The sequence below is a fragment of the Desulfosarcina widdelii genome (assembly GCF_009688965.1).
GTDB lineage: Bacteria > Desulfobacterota > Desulfobacteria > Desulfobacterales > Desulfosarcinaceae > Desulfosarcina > Desulfosarcina widdelii.
Genome location: NZ_AP021875.1, coordinates 2,615,416 through 2,634,244, shown reverse-complemented (window position 1 = coordinate 2,634,244; position 18,829 = coordinate 2,615,416). Strand labels below are relative to the sequence as shown.

The window sequence follows — 18,829 nt, the reverse complement described above, 5'->3', positions numbered from 1 at the left end:
TCGGTAAAGGAGCGCTGCCATGAAATGTCCCGGACAGGATACCCTCTACTGGAAGCCCGGTGCCATTTACGAGGTGCCGTGCCCGCAGTGCGGTGCCAGCGTGGAGTTCTTCAAGGATGACACGGCCCGCAAATGCCCCGAATGCCAGCATCGCTTCGTCAATCCGAATATGGATTTCGGCTGTGCGGCGTATTGTCAGTATGCCGAGCAGTGCATCGGCACCCTGCCGGAGGAGTTTTTGGAGCAGAAGGAAGATCTGCTCAAGGACCGGGTTGCCATCGAGATGAAGCGCTATTTCAAAAGCGACTTCAGGCGCATCGGTCATGCCATGCGGGTGGCCCGCCATGCGGAACGCATCAACCGGGCCGAGGGCGGCAATCCGGCGGTGGTGTTGTGTGCCGCCTACCTGCACGATATCGGCATCGTTCTGGCCGAGAAAAAGTACGACAGCAGCGCGGCCAGGTATCAGGAGCAGGAAGGTCCGGCGGTGGCCCGCGAAATTCTGGAGCGGCTGGGGGCCAAGGCGCCGCTGGTCGATGAAGTCTGCGACATCGTCGGCCACCATCACCACTCCCGCGAGGAAGAAACCCTCAACTTCAAAGTGCTCTACGATGCGGACCTGATCGCCAACCTGGAGGACGCCAAGAAGGAAAACGGCATCGCTCCCGAAAAGATCGAAAGCATTATCGCAAAAAAATTTCTGACTGATGCGGGAAGAGAAGAGGCCCGCAGGTCATTACTCAATTAGAGGAAATCATGAGAGTAAACCGAAAAATCATCGAAATCGACGAAGAGCGTTGCGATGGCTGCGGAAACTGCGTCATCGCCTGTGCGGAAGGGGCTCTGAAGATCATCGACGGCAAGGCCAGGGTGCTTTCGGACAACCTGTGCGACGGCCTGGGGGCCTGCATCGGAGACTGTCCCCAAAATGCCCTGAAGATCGTCCAACGCGAGGCCGAGGATTTTGACGAAGCGGCCGTGGAAAAACATCTGGAGGAGCAAAAGGACTATGCAACGGAAGAGAAGCTGCCATGCGGCTGCCCCTCCACCCAGATTCAGAGTTTTGCCCCGGCAAGCGGCTGCCGGGAGGCCAATATTCCTAAAACCATGGACCGTTCGGAATCCGCGCTGTCGCATTGGCCGGTTCAGATCCGATTGATTCCTCCCACTGCGCCGTTTTTGAAAGGTGCCGATCTTCTGGTGGTGGCCGATTGCGTGCCCGTGGCTTTCCCCACGCTGCACCAGGATTATCTGGACGGCAAAGCCGTGATGGTCGGTTGCCCGAAATTCGACGACGCTCAGGAATACATCGACCGGTTTGCCGAGATATTTAAAACCGCCGGGATCAAAAGCGTCACCACCGTGGTCATGGAAGTGCCCTGTTGCTCGGGCCTTCCCAGCATTGTGAAAAAGGGGATGGAAAAGGCCGGTGTCCAGGTGCCTTCCAAACAGGTGACCATCAGCACGCGAGGAGAGGTTCTGGAAGAGCGGTGAGACATCTTCCCTTTCTGCGATTGTTGTTGCCAATTCGTTATCTATGCCGCATTTTAAATTGAGAAAAATGCGGCATAGTTTTTTGGGGCTGCACCGGCTTGCAGCAGAATCGGAAAAAGGCGCTCCTCTTTGGTTGTCATTGGCGCAGGAATCGTCTAATTAGTGGCCATTGAAATTATCAAAGGAGGAGAGCGATGAATCAAAAGGTTGATGCGGTCATCATCGGTGCGGGCGTCATTGGATGCGCCGTGGCTTTCGAAATGGCCAAACGGGGGTACAAAACCCTGAACGTGGACAAACTGGCCGACGCCGGCATGGGATCCACAAGCGGCTCCTGCGCCATTATCCGGTTCCATTACTCCACCACCGAGGGCGTGGCCATGGCCCGAGAGGGCTATTATTACTGGCTGGATTGGCCCAAATATCTGGAGAAGCGGGATCCCGACGGGTTGGCCGCCTACCGAAACGTCGGCGCCCTGGTCATCAAGACGCCCGTCAACCATAACCTTTCCCGGGTGAAAGCGGCGTTGGACGATTTTGGCGTCAGCTATCTGGAAGTTCCACCCGAGGAGATTCATCGCTACCTGCCCAATGCGAACCTGTCCAGCTATTTTCCCCAGAAATGGCTGGACGACCCCGAATTCGGCCAGCCCACCGGCGAAACGATTCCAGGGGCGATCTGGGTCCCCGAATCCGGTTATATCTCCGACCCCAAACTCTCGACCCACAACCTCATGGTGGCGGCCCGGGCCAAAGGTGCCGAATTTCTCTTCAATGCCCGGGTGGCCGAAATTCTGAAAAAAGACGGCCGCACGGCCGGTGTACAGCTGGCCAATGGCACACAGATCGAGGCGCCGGTGGTGGTCAACGTGGCCGGTCCCCATTCCCACATTGTCAACTGCATGGCCGGCGTCGAAGACGCCATGAACATCAAGACCCGCCCCATGAAGCAGGAGGTCGCCCATGTACCGGCCCCCGAGGGGTTGGACTGGGAGCGGGACGGCTACATGCTTTCCGACGGCGACGTCGGCTGTTATTCCCGCCCGGAAGTCGGCAACAATATTCTCATCGGCAGCGAGGACCCCGAATGCGATCCCCGCTTATGGGTGGATGATCCGGACAACTACGACCTCAACTTTACCGACCAGTATAAATGCATGGTCATGCGGGAATCCATGCGGGTTTCGAACCTGTCGATCCCCAACCAGTACCAGGGTGTCGTCGATTTATACGACTGCAGCGACGACTGGATTCCGATCTACGATAAATCCGACCTGCCGGGGTTTTACATGGCCGTGGGTACCAGCGGCAACCAATACAAGAACGCCCCGGTGGTCGGCGCCATGATGACGGAATTAATCGAGGCCTGCGAAAAGGGCCAGGATCACGATATGGATCCGGTTCAGTTTCATCTGAAGTACACCCGGAGAAATCTCAACGTCGGTTTTTACAGCCGCAACCGGGAAATTAATACCGACTCGAGCTTTTCGGTGATCGGTTGACGGACCGGTTTTTGAAAAGGGGGCTTCTGAAAGCTCAAGTTACCGTTTTTTGCCGGGTTTCCAGGTTCGTCATTCCGGACGAAGCGTAGTGAAGATCCGGAATCCAGGAAGGTCATGGGATTTCTGGATTCCCGCTTTCGCGGGAATGACACAAAAGATCCGTTTGAGTATTATTGATAAGCGGATATGACAAAATGAGTGCATGGTGACTTACGAACCAAAAAGCGAGGTGTGACGACGTAACGGCTCTTTGGGCTCCAGCGGCAGTTTAACGATAAACGTTGTCCCTTTACCCGGTGCGGACTCAACATTCATTTCACCGCCATGGTTTTCGGTGACGATAAAATAGGAAACGGAAAGCCCCAACCCGGTACCCTCTCCGGTTGGCTTGGTCGTAAAAAAAGGTTCGAAAACGCGCTTGCAAGTCGCCGCATCCATGCCCGGGCCGTTGTCTTTCAACTCGATGCGCACCTTGCCTGCTTCCTTTTCGTGGTTCAGCCGCAGGATGAAGCGCGGTTGGTACCCGTCTCCGTTTCCCGCCATTTCCTGCATGGCCTCGGCGCCGTTGCGTAGCAGATTCAACAGGACCTGCTGAATCTTGCTGGCTTCGCAGAGCACCGGCGGCACATCCGAGGCGTACTGCCGTTGGATCTCCACCTGGCGGAAATCGTATTTTTTCTTCAGGTCATAGTCGCTTCCGGCCAGATCCACGGTCTGATCGATCAGTTCGACAAGGTTGTGGGTGGAAAAGGCCGATTCGCTCTTCCGGGCGAAACTGAGCATGTTGGACACGATCCCGGCGGCCCGCTGGCCGGAAGTCAGCATGTTGTCCAGCATCCGCGGGATGCCGCGACGATCCATGAAGGCGACGATGGCCTGCATGCTGGTGCCGGCCGAATCGGCGGCCTCGCAGTTGGCCGGCAGGTCCGGCCGGGAGAGCCGGTTCTTTAAGACACCGGCGGTCTGGATCATGCCGGCCAAAGGGTTGTTGATCTCATGAGCCATGCCCGCGGCGAGCCCGCCTACAGACAGCATTTTTTCGCTCTGGATCATCATTTCTTGCATGCGGACTTTTTCCGTGACGTTATCGATCCGAATCACGGCGCCCTGGACGCCGTTGGATGTCAACGGATAAATGGTCAGATCCTCGTAGCCGCTGTCGTCCTCCAGAAAACCGGGTCGGCTGAGTTCCTGAATAATCTCTTTCGTTTCGACGCTTTTTTTAATTTTCTCCATCTCGGAGGCCATCTGCGGAAACACCTCGGGAAGGGATTTCCCTACAGCTTCCGAAGCGCTGATACCCGTACATCGTTGAGTAGTCTTGTTCCACTGGGTGACGTTGCCGTCGCTGTCCACGCCAACCAGGATGGAAGGCATGGAGTTGATGATATTGATCAGTTGATTGCGCAAGTGCTGCGCTTCCTGCTCCGCGATTTTGCGATCGGTGGTATCCAACAGGGTGCCGACCGATTTTTCATTCCCATTGGAATCTTTCGTGACACCGACACTGATTTGCACATTCCTTTTTTCGCCATTTTTGCGCACGATGGTGAATTCGTATCGGGATGGGACGTCTACGCCTTTTCGTCTGAGCCGATGGCGCTCGGCAACCAGGCGGACGCTTTCTTCGTCGATAAAATACCTGTAGTCCTGCCCGATGATTTCTTCCAGGGGATATCCCAGAATATGGCTCATTTGCGAGTTGACGTATTCAAATTTGAAATCGTCGTCCACAATCAGGACACCATCGTGAGTATTTTCCATATAGAGCCGGAACTTTTCCTCGCTCTTTTGAAGGACGTGGTTCAAGTGCGTCATTTCGGCAATCTTGGTATTGATCTCTTTTGCCATGACATTGAACGCGTTTGCCAATTTGCCGATTTCATCCTGGGCACCCACCGGAGCGGTAACGTCGAAATTGCCGGTTTCCACGTGTTTCATGGCTTTCATAAGCGCGGTGATGGGATCGACAATGATCGTGTCCAGCCCGAAAATGCCGATGGTAATCAAAAAGAGAGGCACGAAAAACAGAAAAACGACAACAACGGTGAGGTTCAATCCGCTGGCTTCCTCAAGCCTTCTGTTGGCCTCGTCGAGGTCGGATTGAGCGCTGGCAGCCATGGATTGAACTTCAGTGCTTTCAACCGCCTTTTCAAAAGCGGCCTTCGCCTGTTCGATCCGGGTGTCAAACCCTTCCAATGACGTTCTCGACTCCAGAATGAATGCATCCAGGGTTTTAAATCGATCGAACAGCTTTTCGAACAGGGCGCCGATGGTCCCATCCGGGTCTATCAGATGCAGTTGGGATGAAAGGAATCGCTGGTTCTTTGCCACCAAGCCCCTGTCTTCTTCTGAAAAATTCCTGGAGATGAGACTGTTCTGAAAAACCAGGGTCAACTGGTTGAGGCTTTTCAACACATACGGCGCCAATGCGTTCTGCTCTGAAGCTTCTTGCCCCAATACCTGATCGAATTGCGCCTTGGCCAGTACCGTTGAGATCCTCTCATCCAAACGGTAGTACAGATCGTTGATTTCTATTCGCAACCGTTCAAAGGTCTTCTCTATTTTCCCGGAGGTGCTCTCTTTTTCCACGATAAGGCCGATCAGGGATTTTCCGGCTTTCTCTATGAGTGCACCCTCTTGAACGAATGGACCGACAGGTGGACTGAACGGTGCGTTTGCATATGTATGAACATGGCCCGTAGCAACGGCTTCGGAGACCATTTGGATGGCTGTGTTCTTCCACCTTTCGAATTCTTCGATGTCGGATAGTCGTTTGTCGACGGCATCGCGAATCTGCTGATTGGAAAGAACCGCCCGGTGGGTCCAGATATTCATCAGGGCAAGACAGACGAAAACAAGAAAAATAGCCGCGCCTGTGGTGATGATTTTCTTTCTTATGGACAAACCGGTATTCCTCCCGTCAGTTTTCCTTCCATAATCCACATCCAACCCAGATCTTGCGGCCGTCTCCGAGGAGAACTCTCTTTACATAAGAAAGCTTGGTCTGCAATCGATCGGCGAAAGGATTCAACCAGTCGTATTCGATCCACCCCTCGCCATCTTTTTCGACCAGGCGGGCAATTTCATGGAAAAGCAGCCGGCCGTTCGGGGTTCTCAAATTCCACATGTTTTTACCGATCAATTCGGGACGGATTCCATGCGCACAGACGATGGCCTCCTTGCGGGCTGCATCATAGCGATGAACAAAAACATAAAGGGCGTTTTTCCGGTCAAAGAACCTTGGATTGTTTCGAAGAACATGTTGCACGGCAGGCATGTCATTCGAATGAGCGCCTATATAATCGCAGGCCGCCTCGACAATCGCCCGGGCTTTTTGGGCAACGGGCGAGAGGATTTCGCTTTCCTGGGCCATGGACGTGGAAAACGGACCGAAGCCAATTGCCAGAAATACCAAAAGCCATTTTGCAAGATAGTTCATTTTGGCCATCCCTTGTTCTCGTCTCGGCAGGATGGGTTGATGGATGCAAAGGATACATGGCCACGGAGCGGCCGCCATTTATCGCACACCGTTCTATGCGATTCGATTAACGGGGTGCGCATTTATTATTATTCGGTTGTTCTGACAGGGACTTAAGAATGATAATGGCGTGGCTGTCGAAATTATTGGCAGATGGCTTCGGCGGCCGTCAGAACCGGAACCGCGCCGCGACAATTTGTTACAAAGCGATACCCCTCTGAAAAGCACTTTTTCCTTTCCGGGAATACAGTTCCGCCAACGATGGCGCCAGCATTCCAACAAAACCAAACCTGGAATATCCAAGGAGGACATCATGCCGAAAAAAATCATTTTAATCACTGGTACTCTGGCCGCGTTATTTCTCGTTTTTGGCGTGGCCGCCTGCAAGCACGGGCATTGCCCGGGCAATTTCGACGAGTTCGACCTTGCGGCGGTCACCGACCGCATCTCCGCCCGTCTGGATCTGACCGAAGTCCAAAAGGCCGATCTGGAGCAAATCGCAGGAGAGATCGCCGACAAGGCCAAGGCCATGCACGCGGATCGTGAGACCCGGCTTCAGGGGTTGGCCGATATGGTGCGTCAGGAGGTCATCGACAGGGATATCGTAGACCAGAAAATTGACGAAAAGATTTTGCAATTTAAAGAAATGGCCGATTTCGTGGCCGAACGGTTGATTGCTTTCCATGCGACATTGACCCCCGAGCAGCGGGAAAAGATCGCCGAACGGATCGAAGATCGCGCGTCCGGCGTCTGCCGGTTCGGTTGGCGATAGCCAAAAAGGTAAGGGCGTTTCGGTGCGATGGCTCCCGCACCGGTGCGCCCTTGCCCGGCCGGATGCTGCTGGCGGCATGCGGCGCTTTTTTTTCATCCTGAAAAATGCTACCCAAAGTGGCAAGCTGGCGAACCACAGAAGAAAGTCATTCCCATGGCCTTTACGATTCTTGTCATCGATGACGACGAAAAGCTCAATCGTCTGCTCAAGCGCTTTCTGAAGGACTTCGGCTACGACGTCTTTTCGGCCGCGGATGCCGACGAGGGCCTGAAAAAAATCCGTACGGTCGCGCCGGATCTGATCATCCTGGATGTCATGCTGCCCGGCATGTCGGGCTTCGATGTCTGCAAGCGCATCCGTGAATTCAGTGCCGTGCCCATCATCATGCTTACTGCCCGGGGAGACGTCACGGACAAGGTGGTGGGGCTGGAACTGGGCGCCGACGACTACCTGCCCAAACCCTTCGAACCCCGCGAACTGGTGGCCCGCATCCAGGCCGTGCTGCGCCGGTCCAGGCACACCGGAGAAGACCGGCTGCGGCGCTTCGGAGCATTGACCATGGACTTTCACCGCCGCCGTGTTTTCATGGATGGCCGGGAGGTGTCCCTGACAACCACCGAATTCGCCGCGCTGGATCTGCTGGTTCGGCATGCCGGCCGGACCCTGGACCGCGATGAGATCATGCAGACCTTACGCGGCATCGACAGCGAATGCTTCAACCGGGTGGTGGACATCACCATGAGCCGCCTGCGCCAGAAGCTGGGGGACGATCCCAAACACCCGCAGTTCATCAAAACCATTTGGGGAACCGGTTACATGTTTGTGGGCCAGGAGTCGGACGATGACGCTGCGACCCGCTAAACGCCTGTTTCATTCTGTTTTCACCCGCCTTTTGATCGTCACCCTCATTGCCGGAATGGCCATTACATTCACGGTGATCGTCGGTTTCATCGCGATCCGGGTGCACAGCAAAGGTGCGTTGGAGCGTAACCTGCTGTTGTACGTCGAATACCTGACCGACGATCTCGGCGTCCCGCCGGATGAGGCGCGTGCCCTCGAAATCGCCCGCCGCACCGGTATGACGATATCCTACGCACATGAGGATGGGAGTTGGCAAACCGGCCCGCCGCCGCGATTTTTCAATCCGAATCGGGCGTGGGTGCGCCAGCGCTCCCCCGGCATATGGGTGGGAAGTTCAAAGGGGCATCATTTTGTTCGGATCTTCCATGGCGGCGGCGAACTGACTTTCATCGCCCCTCGGGATGTGCGTCACGGCGAAGAGGCGGGTTGGATTCTGGCCGGTATGGCACTAACGTTGGCCCTCATTCTCGGCGGTGCCTATTGGTTTATCCGCCGAACACTAAACCCCTTGCGTACCCTCAAGGCAGGCGTGGATCAGGCCGGCAAGGGAAAATTGGACCATCGCATTCCCCGGTCCGGTGCCGGTGAGTTCTGCGATCTGGCCGACGCCTTCAACGCCATGGCCGAAAGGCTGGACCGCCTGCTGCGCAGCAAGGAGCAATTGCTGTTGGACGTCAGCCACGAACTCCGGTCCCCGCTTACCCGTTTGAAGGTGCAGCTGGAATTTCTCAAGGATACGGAAATGCGGGAGTCTTTAAGCAGCGACCTGGCCGAAATCGAAGCCATGATCACCAGCATCCTGGAATCGGCCAGAATGCGCCATGCCGCTGCCGTGCTGAACCTCGAATCCGTGGATATGGGCGAACTGATCCGCTCCCTTGTGGCTGGATTTGCAGACATCAAGCCGGGGGTGGTCATCGGTGAATTGGCTGAAGTGTCGGCCGTGGTCGATCCCGAGAAAATCAAGACCGTATTGCGCAATCTGCTGGAAAACGCCCTGAAGCACACGCCCGAAGACGGATCGGCGGTGTCCATTGCCGTAGCAACCAGGCAGGATTGGATCGACATCGTCGTGGCAGACAAGGGCGAGGGGATTCCCGCTTCGGAGCTGTCCCATCTGTTCGAGCCCTTCTACCGGCCGGATCTTTCCCGGTCACGAAAAACCGGCGGCTACGGCCTGGGCCTCAGCCTGTGCAAGGCCATCGTGGATGCCCACGGTGGGAGCATCGATTTGGCCAGCACCCCGGGTGAAGGCACGACGGCAACCGTATCGTTGCCCCGGTCAGCCGATTCCCAACAATCGTAAAATCATCTGGATCGGGTAGAAGACGAACCGGTCCAGCACGTTGAAGTACATCAAGGCCAGGACGATCATGAAGCCGTAGGGCTCGATGCGGCTGTAGGCATAGGCCTGTTTCGGCGGCAGCAAACCGACCAGCACCCGGCCGCCGTCCAAGGGGGGGATGGGGATCATGTTGAAGACCGCCAGAAATACGTTGAGCTGAATGGCGATGAGCAGAAAGATCAGTAGTCCCCGAATATTGACCCCAACCATCAGCAGGGCTTTGAAGACAATGGCCAGCAGGCAGGCCAGAAACAGGTTGATCAGCGGACCGCCCAGGGCCGACCACATCATGCCCCGCCGGGGATCCTTGAAGTTGCGCGGATTGATGGGCACCGGCTTGGCCCAGCCGAAAACCACCGGGGATTTCATCAGGATCAGCAGGGCCGGCAGAAGAATGGTGCCGAAAGGATCGATGTGGTCCTTGGGGTTCAGGGTCAGGCGGCCCTGGGTTTCTGCCGTTCGGTCGCCCAGGCGCCGGGCCACCCAGCCGTGGGCGAATTCATGAAAGGTCAGGGCCATGAACAGGGCTACGACCTGCAGCAGAATCAATCCGATATCCATTCCGATTTCCTTTTAGCGCTCAACACGGTTTTTAACGATGCCCCCCTATACCATCATGCGCTCAGGGAGCGAAACGATTTTTGTGGATTGTCCGCTTCTGTCGTGTAGAGGTCTCAATCTATCTGTGATTCGATCAACATGGTGGTAAGGTTTCGTTACTTTTTCCCGGTTGCTTTTTCGGATTATCGTTTATAAGTTCATTTTTTGCCAGATGGCACTTTTAGTAATATTTAAAAAATTTACAATAGGTTAAATTGAATCCCCATCTGTTGGCGATAAGGACGTGATACCTGATCCACACTGGTCATAGCACTGTATAACCGAGACCCGAAGCCAAACGAAAAAGGACTGACTTTATGAAAGAAACCATGGAACAAATCAATATTTCTCAATACATGCCCATCGTCATCCAATGGGCGACAAACATTCTCCTCGCTATCCTCATCCTCCTGATTGGCATCTGGATATCCAATCGAATCTACAATCTGGTCCTTGGTATCAGCAAAAAATACGATAGACTCGACGATACGCTGTTTCGTTTTCTAGGCAGTGTCGCCCGTTACGTAGTCCTCGCCTTTGTCTTTATTGCCATACTCAATCGTTTCGGTGTGCAGACAGCCTCGATCGTAGCTTTGCTCGGTGCGGCAGGTATTGCGGTGGGGCTCGCGCTTCAGGGGGCGATGTCGAACCTGGCCGCGGGCTTGATGCTTTTGATATTTCGTCCTTACAAGGTGGGTGATTTTATCGATGCGGCCGGCCGTTTTGGCAAGGTAACGGAAATCGATATGTTCACTACGATCCTGCAAACCTTCGACAACCAGAAAATTATTATTCCGAACAGCCAGATCTGGGGCGAGCAGATCATCAATCACTCGTACCACGAAGTGCGTGGTGTGGACATGCACTTCGGCATCGCATACGGTGAAAATACGGACGCGGCACGTAAGGTGATCGACGAAGTCCTGGCCAATCATCCGCATATTCTGAAAGACCCGGCGCCCTTCGTCGAAGTGGAAACGTTGAACGACAGTTCGGTGGATTTTCTCGTACGCCCGTTCTGCGACGGTGCTCACTACTTCGATGTGCTTTATTCCGTACCGGAACAAGTTAAAAAAGCCCTGGATGCTAACAATATTGAAATCCCCTTCCCGCACCGCAAGGTCATTCTTGTCAACGAAAATGCATCCTGAAACATTGAAGAGTATGCCGGGAACAATTCAAAAGATTGCAGCGTTGAAGATATGGTATTGCTATACGTAACAAACGTTTTGGTTGGAATGAAAGAGCTGCGATAGATAGACCTAATCTGTAATTATAGGGATTTTGTGATAACGGCCATGCTTACCGGATGTGGCAGATCGGCAGCGAAGCCATAATCCGCGTAAAGCATGAGATTATAAATTCAAAAATTTTTTAACGGGATTTTATCAATCCAAAGGTCCATGAGAAAATGAGAGTTATAAGAGATCCAAAAATTGTAAAATAGGCCAAAACAAAAAGACTCTTAGCTGTGATAACAACAGTCAATATCAATAAAAATGAACCAAAAAAAGCAAAAAATAGATCGCGACTATTAGGATTGCTTTTTTTGAAATAAGAGCTTTCTCCATAATGTAATTCAAGAAAAATGTAGTAGCCAAGAAAAAAACTTATTAGGCCATAGTAAAAATTGCCATTTCTTGAAACATAAATATAATAGTTACCAATCAATACTTTTTCATTATAAGATAACAGAAGTAAAAATGAAAAAATTGCATAAAGAATAATAGCTAAATAATATATTCCTTTGTTCTTAGTCACAAGTCAATTTCTCAAATTTTTTCTATATATAACATTGATACTACTTAGACGTCTATTTTACGTGCCATCCAACCGTATTCTAAGCCTGCAAATATAGTTCCTTCTCTTTAAAAATTCCTTCAAGTTGGAAAAATGCCACATAATATCGTAACCTTAAAGAATTTCGCCATTATTTGCCTTTTTTCATCTTTTACAAAAATCTTCTACTTTACGTCCAATTTAGGGTGGGTATATAGTCGCCTATTTTACGTGCCACGATTAAAAGTCACCATTAAAAACGTTTTAACATATTGGTATTATATAAAAATAAAACTGCGGTACTCGTTCGATAGATAATGTCAACTTATCCAGGGAACTAAGAAAAAATTGTTAAAATAAACACTATTACCAAACATTTCAAGTAGATACTAAAATATAAAGGCCACTTGACAATTTTTAGCTGCCTTTTTCATATCAGAGTGCAGATTATTTCAGTAAACCCAGGCGATAGCTGTTTTGCACCGATACAAAGTGCAATACTCGACTCTCAAATTTGGCTTGATCCCATATAGATCGACCAAATTCCAAGCATTCCTGGCTAACAGGTTTGTCGGAAGTATCTGCATCGCTCTATCTACTTATTTACCTGAAGCCACTTAATCCTATGGGGTGCGTATTCTGTTAAAAGGCAAAAAGTCGGTCATGACCCAACTTCTTTGTCCTTTGATAAGTTTGTGGTAGCAACATCGCTTACCACTGTCGGAGGGCGTAGGTGCCCTTTGTGAAATAATTTTTTCGGCATATTAGGTTGAAACCAATATGATGATAACAATACAAATCCCCGGCGAAAAGAGTGAAATTAACGTCGCATTTAACAAATTAGGAACACTTTTGATTGTATCAAAATACTTTTGGTTTTCCTTTTGAAAAAGGAATGAATTGATAAGTATTGCCAAAATAAAATAAATGACAGCAAAAATTATTAGGATAGATTCTCCGGATGAAAAACCAAGAATTGATTCCAGGATTGCAGCAATAATGAAAAGAGATATTATGCACGCAGACTCGCCGATCATTATATAGGTCGATAAATCTTTTATAATTCCTCTTTCTTTTGCAGGAACATAGAGAATGCGTTTAAATAGCGAGCTTAGAAAGGCAGAAAAAATGAAAAAAAAGAAAATATAATAAAACCAAAGCCACCTAAACTTCCACCGGTATGTGCATATAAAGGTAACGGACGAAAAAGAAATACTGCCACAATTGTTGTGCAATATAATCGGTAGTGATAAATTTTATTTTTATCATTCATAGGAACTTCATTTCAGATATAGATAGTGCAATTCAAGGGGCATATCCTATCTATCCAATATAATTTTCAGCCAAAATCAAGCAAAACCAAGTTATGTTGAAAGACGTTTAATCCCTTGGAGTTAAATTCCCCGAAGCTTTGCTTCGAATATTCAACAGGCACAGTTAGAGCTGTTTTGATACCCCGTCAGTTCTGCTGCGGGGTAGTTCATTGAGAGTACCTTGCGTCCGCGATCCCTGTCAATCGTTGTGATAGATGCCCTTTGGCAGCCCCTCCGCAATTTTTGTGGGATTCAAGATTTGTACAGGCTATCCGACGAAACCGGGCTGCTCTGAAACCTGTACTATCCTTCAATGAAATGGGCTCGCCTGCAATAAACTTGAGGTTTAGAAGAAAGAGCTAAAATAAGCAGCTAAAAAGGTCTTGATCGACCCTCTTTAATGTTGAAAACCTACGTTCCTTACACAATTTGAGTGCTGCTGCCGACAACAGCGGGAACGCCTTGCAGGCACATCAATTCAACCAGATGGTCCAGCTCTTTTTTTTGTTTCCGAATATCATAGGCTTGCAGATCAGAAAGAGGATAACTCCGATTCAAGGATGCGTATTTTTCAAGCCCTAAAGGACGGTAGGGGAGCAGTTGAACCTGCATCACTTGGTTGGATAGTTCCTCCGATATGAATGTTGCGGTTTCCCGGATATTTTCGTGGCTGTCGTTGTGTCCGGGGATGACCGGTATGCGGATGATCAGCGCCTTTCCCATTTCGACGGTCTTGCAGATGTTGTCGAGAATCCGAGCGTTCTCCACCCCGGTGTATTGCCGATGTCTGTCGGAATTCATATGCTTGATGTCGGTAATGACAAGATCGGTATGGGGATAGATGGCGTCCAGGATGGACGGATTGCAGTAAAGCTCGGTTTCGACGCAGGTATGGATCTGGTGGTGCCGGCATTGTTTCAGGATTTTCAGGGTAAACGGCCACTGGATCAACGGGTCTCCACCTGAAATCGTAACCCCGCCCCCCGATTTTTCGTAAAAGGGCAGATCGTCCAATATTTCGGCCATCACCTCCTCGACGGACATTTTGTTGCCCCAGACCACAATGGCATCGGCCGGACACTCATCCGCACACTGCATGCATCCGGTGCAAAGCCTCGGATCGATCCCGGTAATTTTGTTGTCATGGCTGAGAAAAACCCCCTGGTCGCACTGGCTGCAAACCTTGAGGCAATACCCGCATTTGTCGATGCCGATGCAGCGTGAGGCGTATACGCCGGGCTCCTGCCTGGCGCTGATGCTTTCCGGGTTGCTGCACCATTTGCAGCTCAGCGCGCATCCCTTCAAAAAGACTTCCGTGCGGATGCCCGGCCCGTCATGGATGGTAAAATGCTGGATATTGAAAACCAGACCGTGTTTCTCGGACTGATCTTCTCCATGCGCATGCCGTGGCTGTGCGTCTTCGTGGAGAGTGGGACTGTCTGGCGGGTTGCTCATTGTCGCTTCTAAAAAGTTTAAAAAGATGGACTCGCAAATCGTCCCATGCTCGTCATGCAGAACTTGATTAGCCTGCCCCGGACCCCATCCGGAGGCATCCAGGGATCTTCCTGGATTCCGGATCTTCGCTACGCTCCGTTTGAATTTTTCGGAGAACCATAAAAAGGAAAACGGCATGTTACATGGAAAGCTCCGTTCGGCCCAGAATATCGTATTGCAACGGCTTGCTCAGCTCGACAAAAAAGGCACTGTATCCGGCCACCCGGACGAGCAGGTCCTTGTATTTCTCCGGGTTGACCAGGGCATCCTCAAGGGTCTCCCTGCTGACGACGTTGAACTGGCTGTGCATCCCTTTTCTCTCGAAATAGACATCCATCAAAGAGATGAGGTTGTCCCTGCCGACATCGCCTTTCAGGCATTCGGGGGTGAACTTCCAGTTCAGCAGGGTCCCGTTGCCGGCCCGGACGTGATCCAGCTTGGTCACGGATTTTGCGATGGCCGTGGGGCCTTTGATGTCATGGGACCCGGCCTGGGTGTGGACAGGGCCCAGGCAGTCGGATACCGGCTCCATGGCCTTGCGGCCGTCCACGGACGCCCATTGCACCAGGCCGAGGCCGACATTGGCGGAAACGGAGTACACGCCCGGAAGATAGGTCCCGCCTCGGGAATTGGGGCGGCCCTCCACATATTTGCAGTAGGTATCGACGCCGAATTTCGCCAGTTCGTCCGCATAATCGTCGTCATTGCCGTAATGGTGGACTTTTTTGCTGTTCACCAGGGCATACAGGGCCTCGTATCCATTCCAGTTTTTCTCGCAGGCATCCAGAAGATCCCTGCCGGTTGCCTTGTTCTCTTCAAACACCAGTTGCCTGATCGTGGCAAACCCGTCCGCCACCGTACCGACCCCGACCGCCTGGGGACCGGTGAAATTGTAGACCGCACCGCCGGCCGTCACGTCTAAGCCCCGCTCGATGCAGTCGTCCGTGAGCAGCGAAAGATAGGGCAGGGGCTTGAGCTGCTGGTGCACCAGGTCCATGATCTCCGTGCCGGCGATCATCTGATCCACCCAGTATTTCATCTGCCGGTCGTAGCTGGTTTTTACCTCGTCGAAGGATTTGAAATCGGCCAGGCTGCCGGTTCTGGGTCCCAGGCGTTTTCCCGCACCGCCGCAGTCGTCCCATTTGGGGCAGTGGGCACCGCAGCCGATGCAGCGGCCGTCGTTGATGGCCAGTTCAAGCACCTTGGCGATATTGAAATATGCCGAATCGTGCCAGCCGTACTCCTTGCCGCCGGCATCGATCTCCACGCATCCCACCACGTGATAGTTGCGGGAGTCCTCCAGGGTCCGTCCGGCTTTCAGGGATGCCGGTATGGCCGCTTCGTCGTTGAACAGTTTGGGCTGCCCGGTGCCGATGCGGATGTTGTTGATGGTTTTGACCTTGAACTCCCAAGGCGTGTTTTTGTGAAAGCGAACCGCCAGCCAGGGAACACCCGAACGGGTGTGGGCATGGGCATCGAGGACCATATAGCTTAAATCGTTGGTGGCGTCGTTGCCGTCCTTGTCCACGCCACCGACGGTCAGGCTGTCTCCCCCCATGCCCCGGCCGGAGTTGGGGATTACCGTCAGCCGGTCCCGGAGCTTGGTCCACCACAAATCCTTGATGAAGATGATCTCGATCAGTTCCTGGATCTCTTCCTTGGTTGTTTCGCCGCTTTCGATATCGCGGCGATAGAACGGATACATGTACTGGTCGAACCGGCCGAAGGATACGGAATGGCCGTTGGATTCGATCAGTAAAATGGTGGTGGCCATGAACCAGAGCTGCAATGCTTCCCAGAACGTCCTCGGCGGGCTTTCGGACACCCAGTCGCAATTGTCCGCGATCTTCAGCAGCTCCCGTTTCCAGGATTCGTCCCGCTCATTTTTGGCCATGTCGCGGGCCAGGGCGGCGTAGCGTTTCAGATACTTGGTTGCGGCGTCGAGGGCAATCAGTTCCGCCTGGTAGAAGTCCCTTTTGGCCAGATCTTGCGGAAAGGTTGGATCGAGGGACAACAACTTTTTTTGCACCTGTTTTCTGATCCCGTCATAGCCCAGGGCAAAAAGCTTCTCGTAGTTGGCCTGCAAATGTCCCACGCCGCCGAACATGTAAAGATTCAGAAGATAGAGCCCCCGTCCCAGGTTGGTTCCCTTCTTTTCGTCCTCGGACAGCCGGGCGATGATTTTCTCTTCTACCGTATTGCCCTTCCAGTAGCTCTCGAGCGCAGTCAGCTTTTTTTCGGCGTCCTTGGTGATATAGTAATTGTCGTGCAGCCGGTCTTTCCAGGGATGATTTTTCATCTCATCCATGACCCAGTTGTAGGAAAATTCAGGAAATATGGGCGCGGACTTGATGGGCGCCGCCATTTCCCCAACGATCAGCTCGTCTTTATAAATCGTTATGGGGACATTCGCCAGTACATGCTTTAACGCCAGGGCGCATTTGACGATCTGGGGTTTGTCCTCGTTTTCGCGGTAGGCCTCGGTGACCAGGCAGGCCCGTTGGTGATCGACGGTAAACTCCATGTCCCAGGCGAATTTCCGGAACCGGTTGATGCGCGGAAAAGGGGAAGGGTTTTCCGTCATGGCGGATTCGCCAACCGGCCATTCCTTGTCAAACGGCTCCAGGCCGATCGGTTTTTCTTCACCATTTATTTTTGCTGTAACGGCTTCCATCTTCCCCTCCCTGATTCAGATTTCTCAAACAGGCTTTCAGGCTTTTCCCATCATGATATCAATGGCCCTGGAAAACCACATGAACGCCTTGAGATCGCCTTCCACCTGGAGCTTCTTTTCGGTCAGAGCGGCAACCGCCGCCTCTTCGTTGGTGCTGGACATCGTTTTGAAGGCCGTGTCCGCATCGGACCAGACCATGACGAAATCGGGATCTTCCGGCAGCCCCGACCCGGATAAAATTTTGCCCTTCGAAAACGTATATTGACGGCCGGATTTCCCATCGGCCGTTCGGATGCCGAGTTTCAGTTTTTTGTCTCGGATGAATTTCATGAAGCGGGCATTCTTCTTTGCAGCCCTTTTCAATTTTACGGAAAGAACATAAAGCAATAAATTGAACTTCATTTCGCTTTTCTTTCACAGGAAGGATATTTGGGTAACGGCGTTACATTAATTTCACCGTAGCACCGTTCATGGTAAAGTCAAGCGTTTTTTAGGTAAGCTTTCACAGGGTACCGCATCTGCTTTGTTCCCGGGCACTGAAGGTTGACCCAACCGTCTGCGTTCCCGGCGCCTCACATCTGCGGCGCCCTGTGAACGACTACAGATCAGGCTGTTGCGGCACATTGGGCATTTCAACCCGGTGGACGGGTACTTTTTTAGGATGGCCAATCGTAAGCAGAGATGAAAGCAGTGACCTGCACAATCCGTTTAATCCATGGGGCGGAATGGCTTGAGAATGCCTTTCAGCAAAGGACCGATGATTGCGTCTACGTCATCATGAACATAATCGAGAATGGTGCTGTTTTTCAGTGCGACAATGCCGTGGATGGATGCAAGCAACTGGATGGCCTGCACCCGGGCATCTTCTTTTGGAATGCAACCATATCGCTGGGCAAGCTGTTCAACCGTTTGCAGTAGAAGATCGAACGATTTCAAGGCGGTCTGCAATTCCGTAAACGCCAGGGGCTCCAATTCCGTTCCCTTAAAATCGTTGTATTTGGGGACATGCCAGGTAAACATCAGATCGTAATAGTTGGATTGCTCGAGACCGAAGCAGATGTATGCGGCGGCAATCGCTTCAAGCTTTTTAAAGGGATCTTCCTCCTGGCGGGTGTGTTTCGAAAGCGCTTCATATAAAAGCTCAAAGCCCTTGGTAATAATATGGAGGTAAATTTCCTCTTTGCTTCTGAAATAGTTATAGACCGTTTTGGGGGCAATCCCGACCTCGGGTCCCAATTTCCGGATACTGAAACCTTCATATCCGTCTTGGGTGATCAGCCGTAAGGTAACGTCAAGAAGCTTGTTCTTGAAGTCCTCGATCTCCTCTTGCGATTTTGGCCGTCGGCCCATGGATTTCCTTTTTATCTTGTCAGTCTCAAGCGGACATAACCGGTACATCTGGATATGTCAAATGGCGAGGCCTGACTTCTCCGCTCACTTTCACCAAACCGGTTGTCCAGTCCGCGAAATTTGAAAAACTTCGTTTGGGTGGGTACTGTTCGTTTACACCGTGT

The 18,829-nt window shown here is 52.0% G+C and carries 14 protein-coding genes; 7 read left to right on the top strand and 7 right to left on the bottom strand.

Annotated elements, in window-relative coordinates; all coding sequences use genetic code 11:
* The first annotated feature begins 19 nt into the window (after positions 1 to 19).
* From GN111_RS12445 to GN111_RS12435, 3 genes are all read left to right on the top strand, one after another.
* Positions 20 to 748, top strand: a complete 729-nt coding sequence (locus GN111_RS12445; protein ID WP_155304054.1) for an HD domain-containing protein — start codon at positions 20 to 22, stop codon at positions 746 to 748.
* 8 nt (positions 749 to 756) lie between these two features.
* On the top strand, positions 757 to 1,494 hold the full coding sequence (locus GN111_RS12440; protein ID WP_155304053.1) for an ATP-binding protein: 738 nt from the start codon (positions 757 to 759) through the stop codon (positions 1,492 to 1,494).
* A 194-nt stretch (positions 1,495 to 1,688) separates the two neighbouring features.
* A complete protein-coding gene (locus tag GN111_RS12435; RefSeq protein WP_155304052.1) occupies positions 1,689 to 2,996 on the top strand; it encodes an NAD(P)/FAD-dependent oxidoreductase in 1,308 nt (435 codons plus the stop codon).
* Between the two features lie 210 nt (positions 2,997 to 3,206).
* Here GN111_RS12435 and GN111_RS12430 read toward each other — a convergent pair whose 3' ends face one another.
* Both GN111_RS12430 and GN111_RS12425 read right to left on the bottom strand, forming a co-directional pair.
* Positions 3,207 to 5,903, bottom strand: a complete 2,697-nt coding sequence (locus GN111_RS12430; protein WP_155304051.1) for a PAS domain S-box protein — start codon at positions 5,901 to 5,903, stop codon at positions 3,207 to 3,209.
* Positions 5,904 to 5,919: 16 nt separating this feature from the next.
* A complete protein-coding gene (locus GN111_RS12425) occupies positions 5,920 to 6,438 on the bottom strand; it encodes a cache domain-containing protein (protein ID WP_170302248.1) in 519 nt (172 codons plus the stop codon).
* 352 nt (positions 6,439 to 6,790) lie between these two features.
* On the opposite strand from GN111_RS12425, the gene GN111_RS12420 reads away from it, so the two are divergent.
* From GN111_RS12420 to GN111_RS12410, 3 genes are all read left to right on the top strand, one after another.
* Entirely contained in the window at positions 6,791 to 7,249 is a 459-nt protein-coding gene (locus tag GN111_RS12420; RefSeq protein ID WP_155304049.1) for a Spy/CpxP family protein refolding chaperone, read from the top strand.
* A gap of 153 nt (positions 7,250 to 7,402) precedes the next feature.
* Positions 7,403 to 8,110, top strand: a complete 708-nt coding sequence (locus GN111_RS12415; RefSeq protein WP_155304048.1) for a response regulator — start codon at positions 7,403 to 7,405, stop codon at positions 8,108 to 8,110.
* Positions 8,091 to 9,416, top strand: coding sequence for a HAMP domain-containing sensor histidine kinase (locus GN111_RS12410; RefSeq protein WP_155304047.1), 1,326 nt, complete (start codon positions 8,091 to 8,093; stop codon positions 9,414 to 9,416). The genes GN111_RS12415 and GN111_RS12410 overlap by 20 nt, the downstream gene beginning before the upstream one ends.
* Here the strand turns inward: GN111_RS12410 and GN111_RS12405 are convergent.
* Positions 9,393 to 10,016, bottom strand: a complete 624-nt coding sequence (locus GN111_RS12405; RefSeq protein ID WP_155304046.1) for a site-2 protease family protein — start codon at positions 10,014 to 10,016, stop codon at positions 9,393 to 9,395. The genes GN111_RS12410 and GN111_RS12405 overlap by 24 nt on opposite strands.
* A 356-nt stretch (positions 10,017 to 10,372) precedes the next feature.
* Between GN111_RS12405 and GN111_RS12400 the strand changes: the two genes are divergently transcribed.
* Positions 10,373 to 11,206: a mechanosensitive ion channel family protein gene (locus GN111_RS12400; protein WP_155304045.1), complete on the top strand. Its 834-nt coding sequence runs from the start codon at positions 10,373 to 10,375 to the stop codon at positions 11,204 to 11,206.
* Between the two features lie 2,361 nt (positions 11,207 to 13,567).
* On the opposite strand, the gene GN111_RS12395 is transcribed toward GN111_RS12400, so the two are convergent.
* The 4 genes from GN111_RS12395 to GN111_RS12380 form a co-directional block, all read right to left on the bottom strand.
* A complete protein-coding gene (locus GN111_RS12395; protein ID WP_170302247.1) occupies positions 13,568 to 14,602 on the bottom strand; it encodes a glycyl-radical enzyme activating protein in 1,035 nt (344 codons plus the stop codon).
* Positions 14,603 to 14,780: 178 nt separating this feature from the next.
* Positions 14,781 to 17,315 (bottom strand): (2S)-3-sulfopropanediol dehydratase, encoded by a 2,535-nt coding sequence (gene hpfG, locus GN111_RS12390; protein ID WP_155304043.1) that lies wholly within the window; start codon positions 17,313 to 17,315, stop codon positions 14,781 to 14,783.
* Positions 17,316 to 17,351: 36 nt separating this feature from the next.
* Positions 17,352 to 17,645 carry a hypothetical protein gene (locus GN111_RS12385; protein ID WP_170302246.1) on the bottom strand — a complete coding sequence of 98 codons (294 nt, stop codon included), beginning with the start codon at positions 17,643 to 17,645 and terminating at the stop codon, positions 17,352 to 17,354.
* A 378-nt stretch (positions 17,646 to 18,023) separates the two neighbouring features.
* Positions 18,024 to 18,665 carry a TetR/AcrR family transcriptional regulator gene (locus GN111_RS12380; protein ID WP_170302245.1) on the bottom strand — a complete coding sequence of 214 codons (642 nt, stop codon included), beginning with the start codon at positions 18,663 to 18,665 and terminating at the stop codon, positions 18,024 to 18,026.
* Positions 18,666 to 18,829 lie beyond the last annotated feature (164 nt).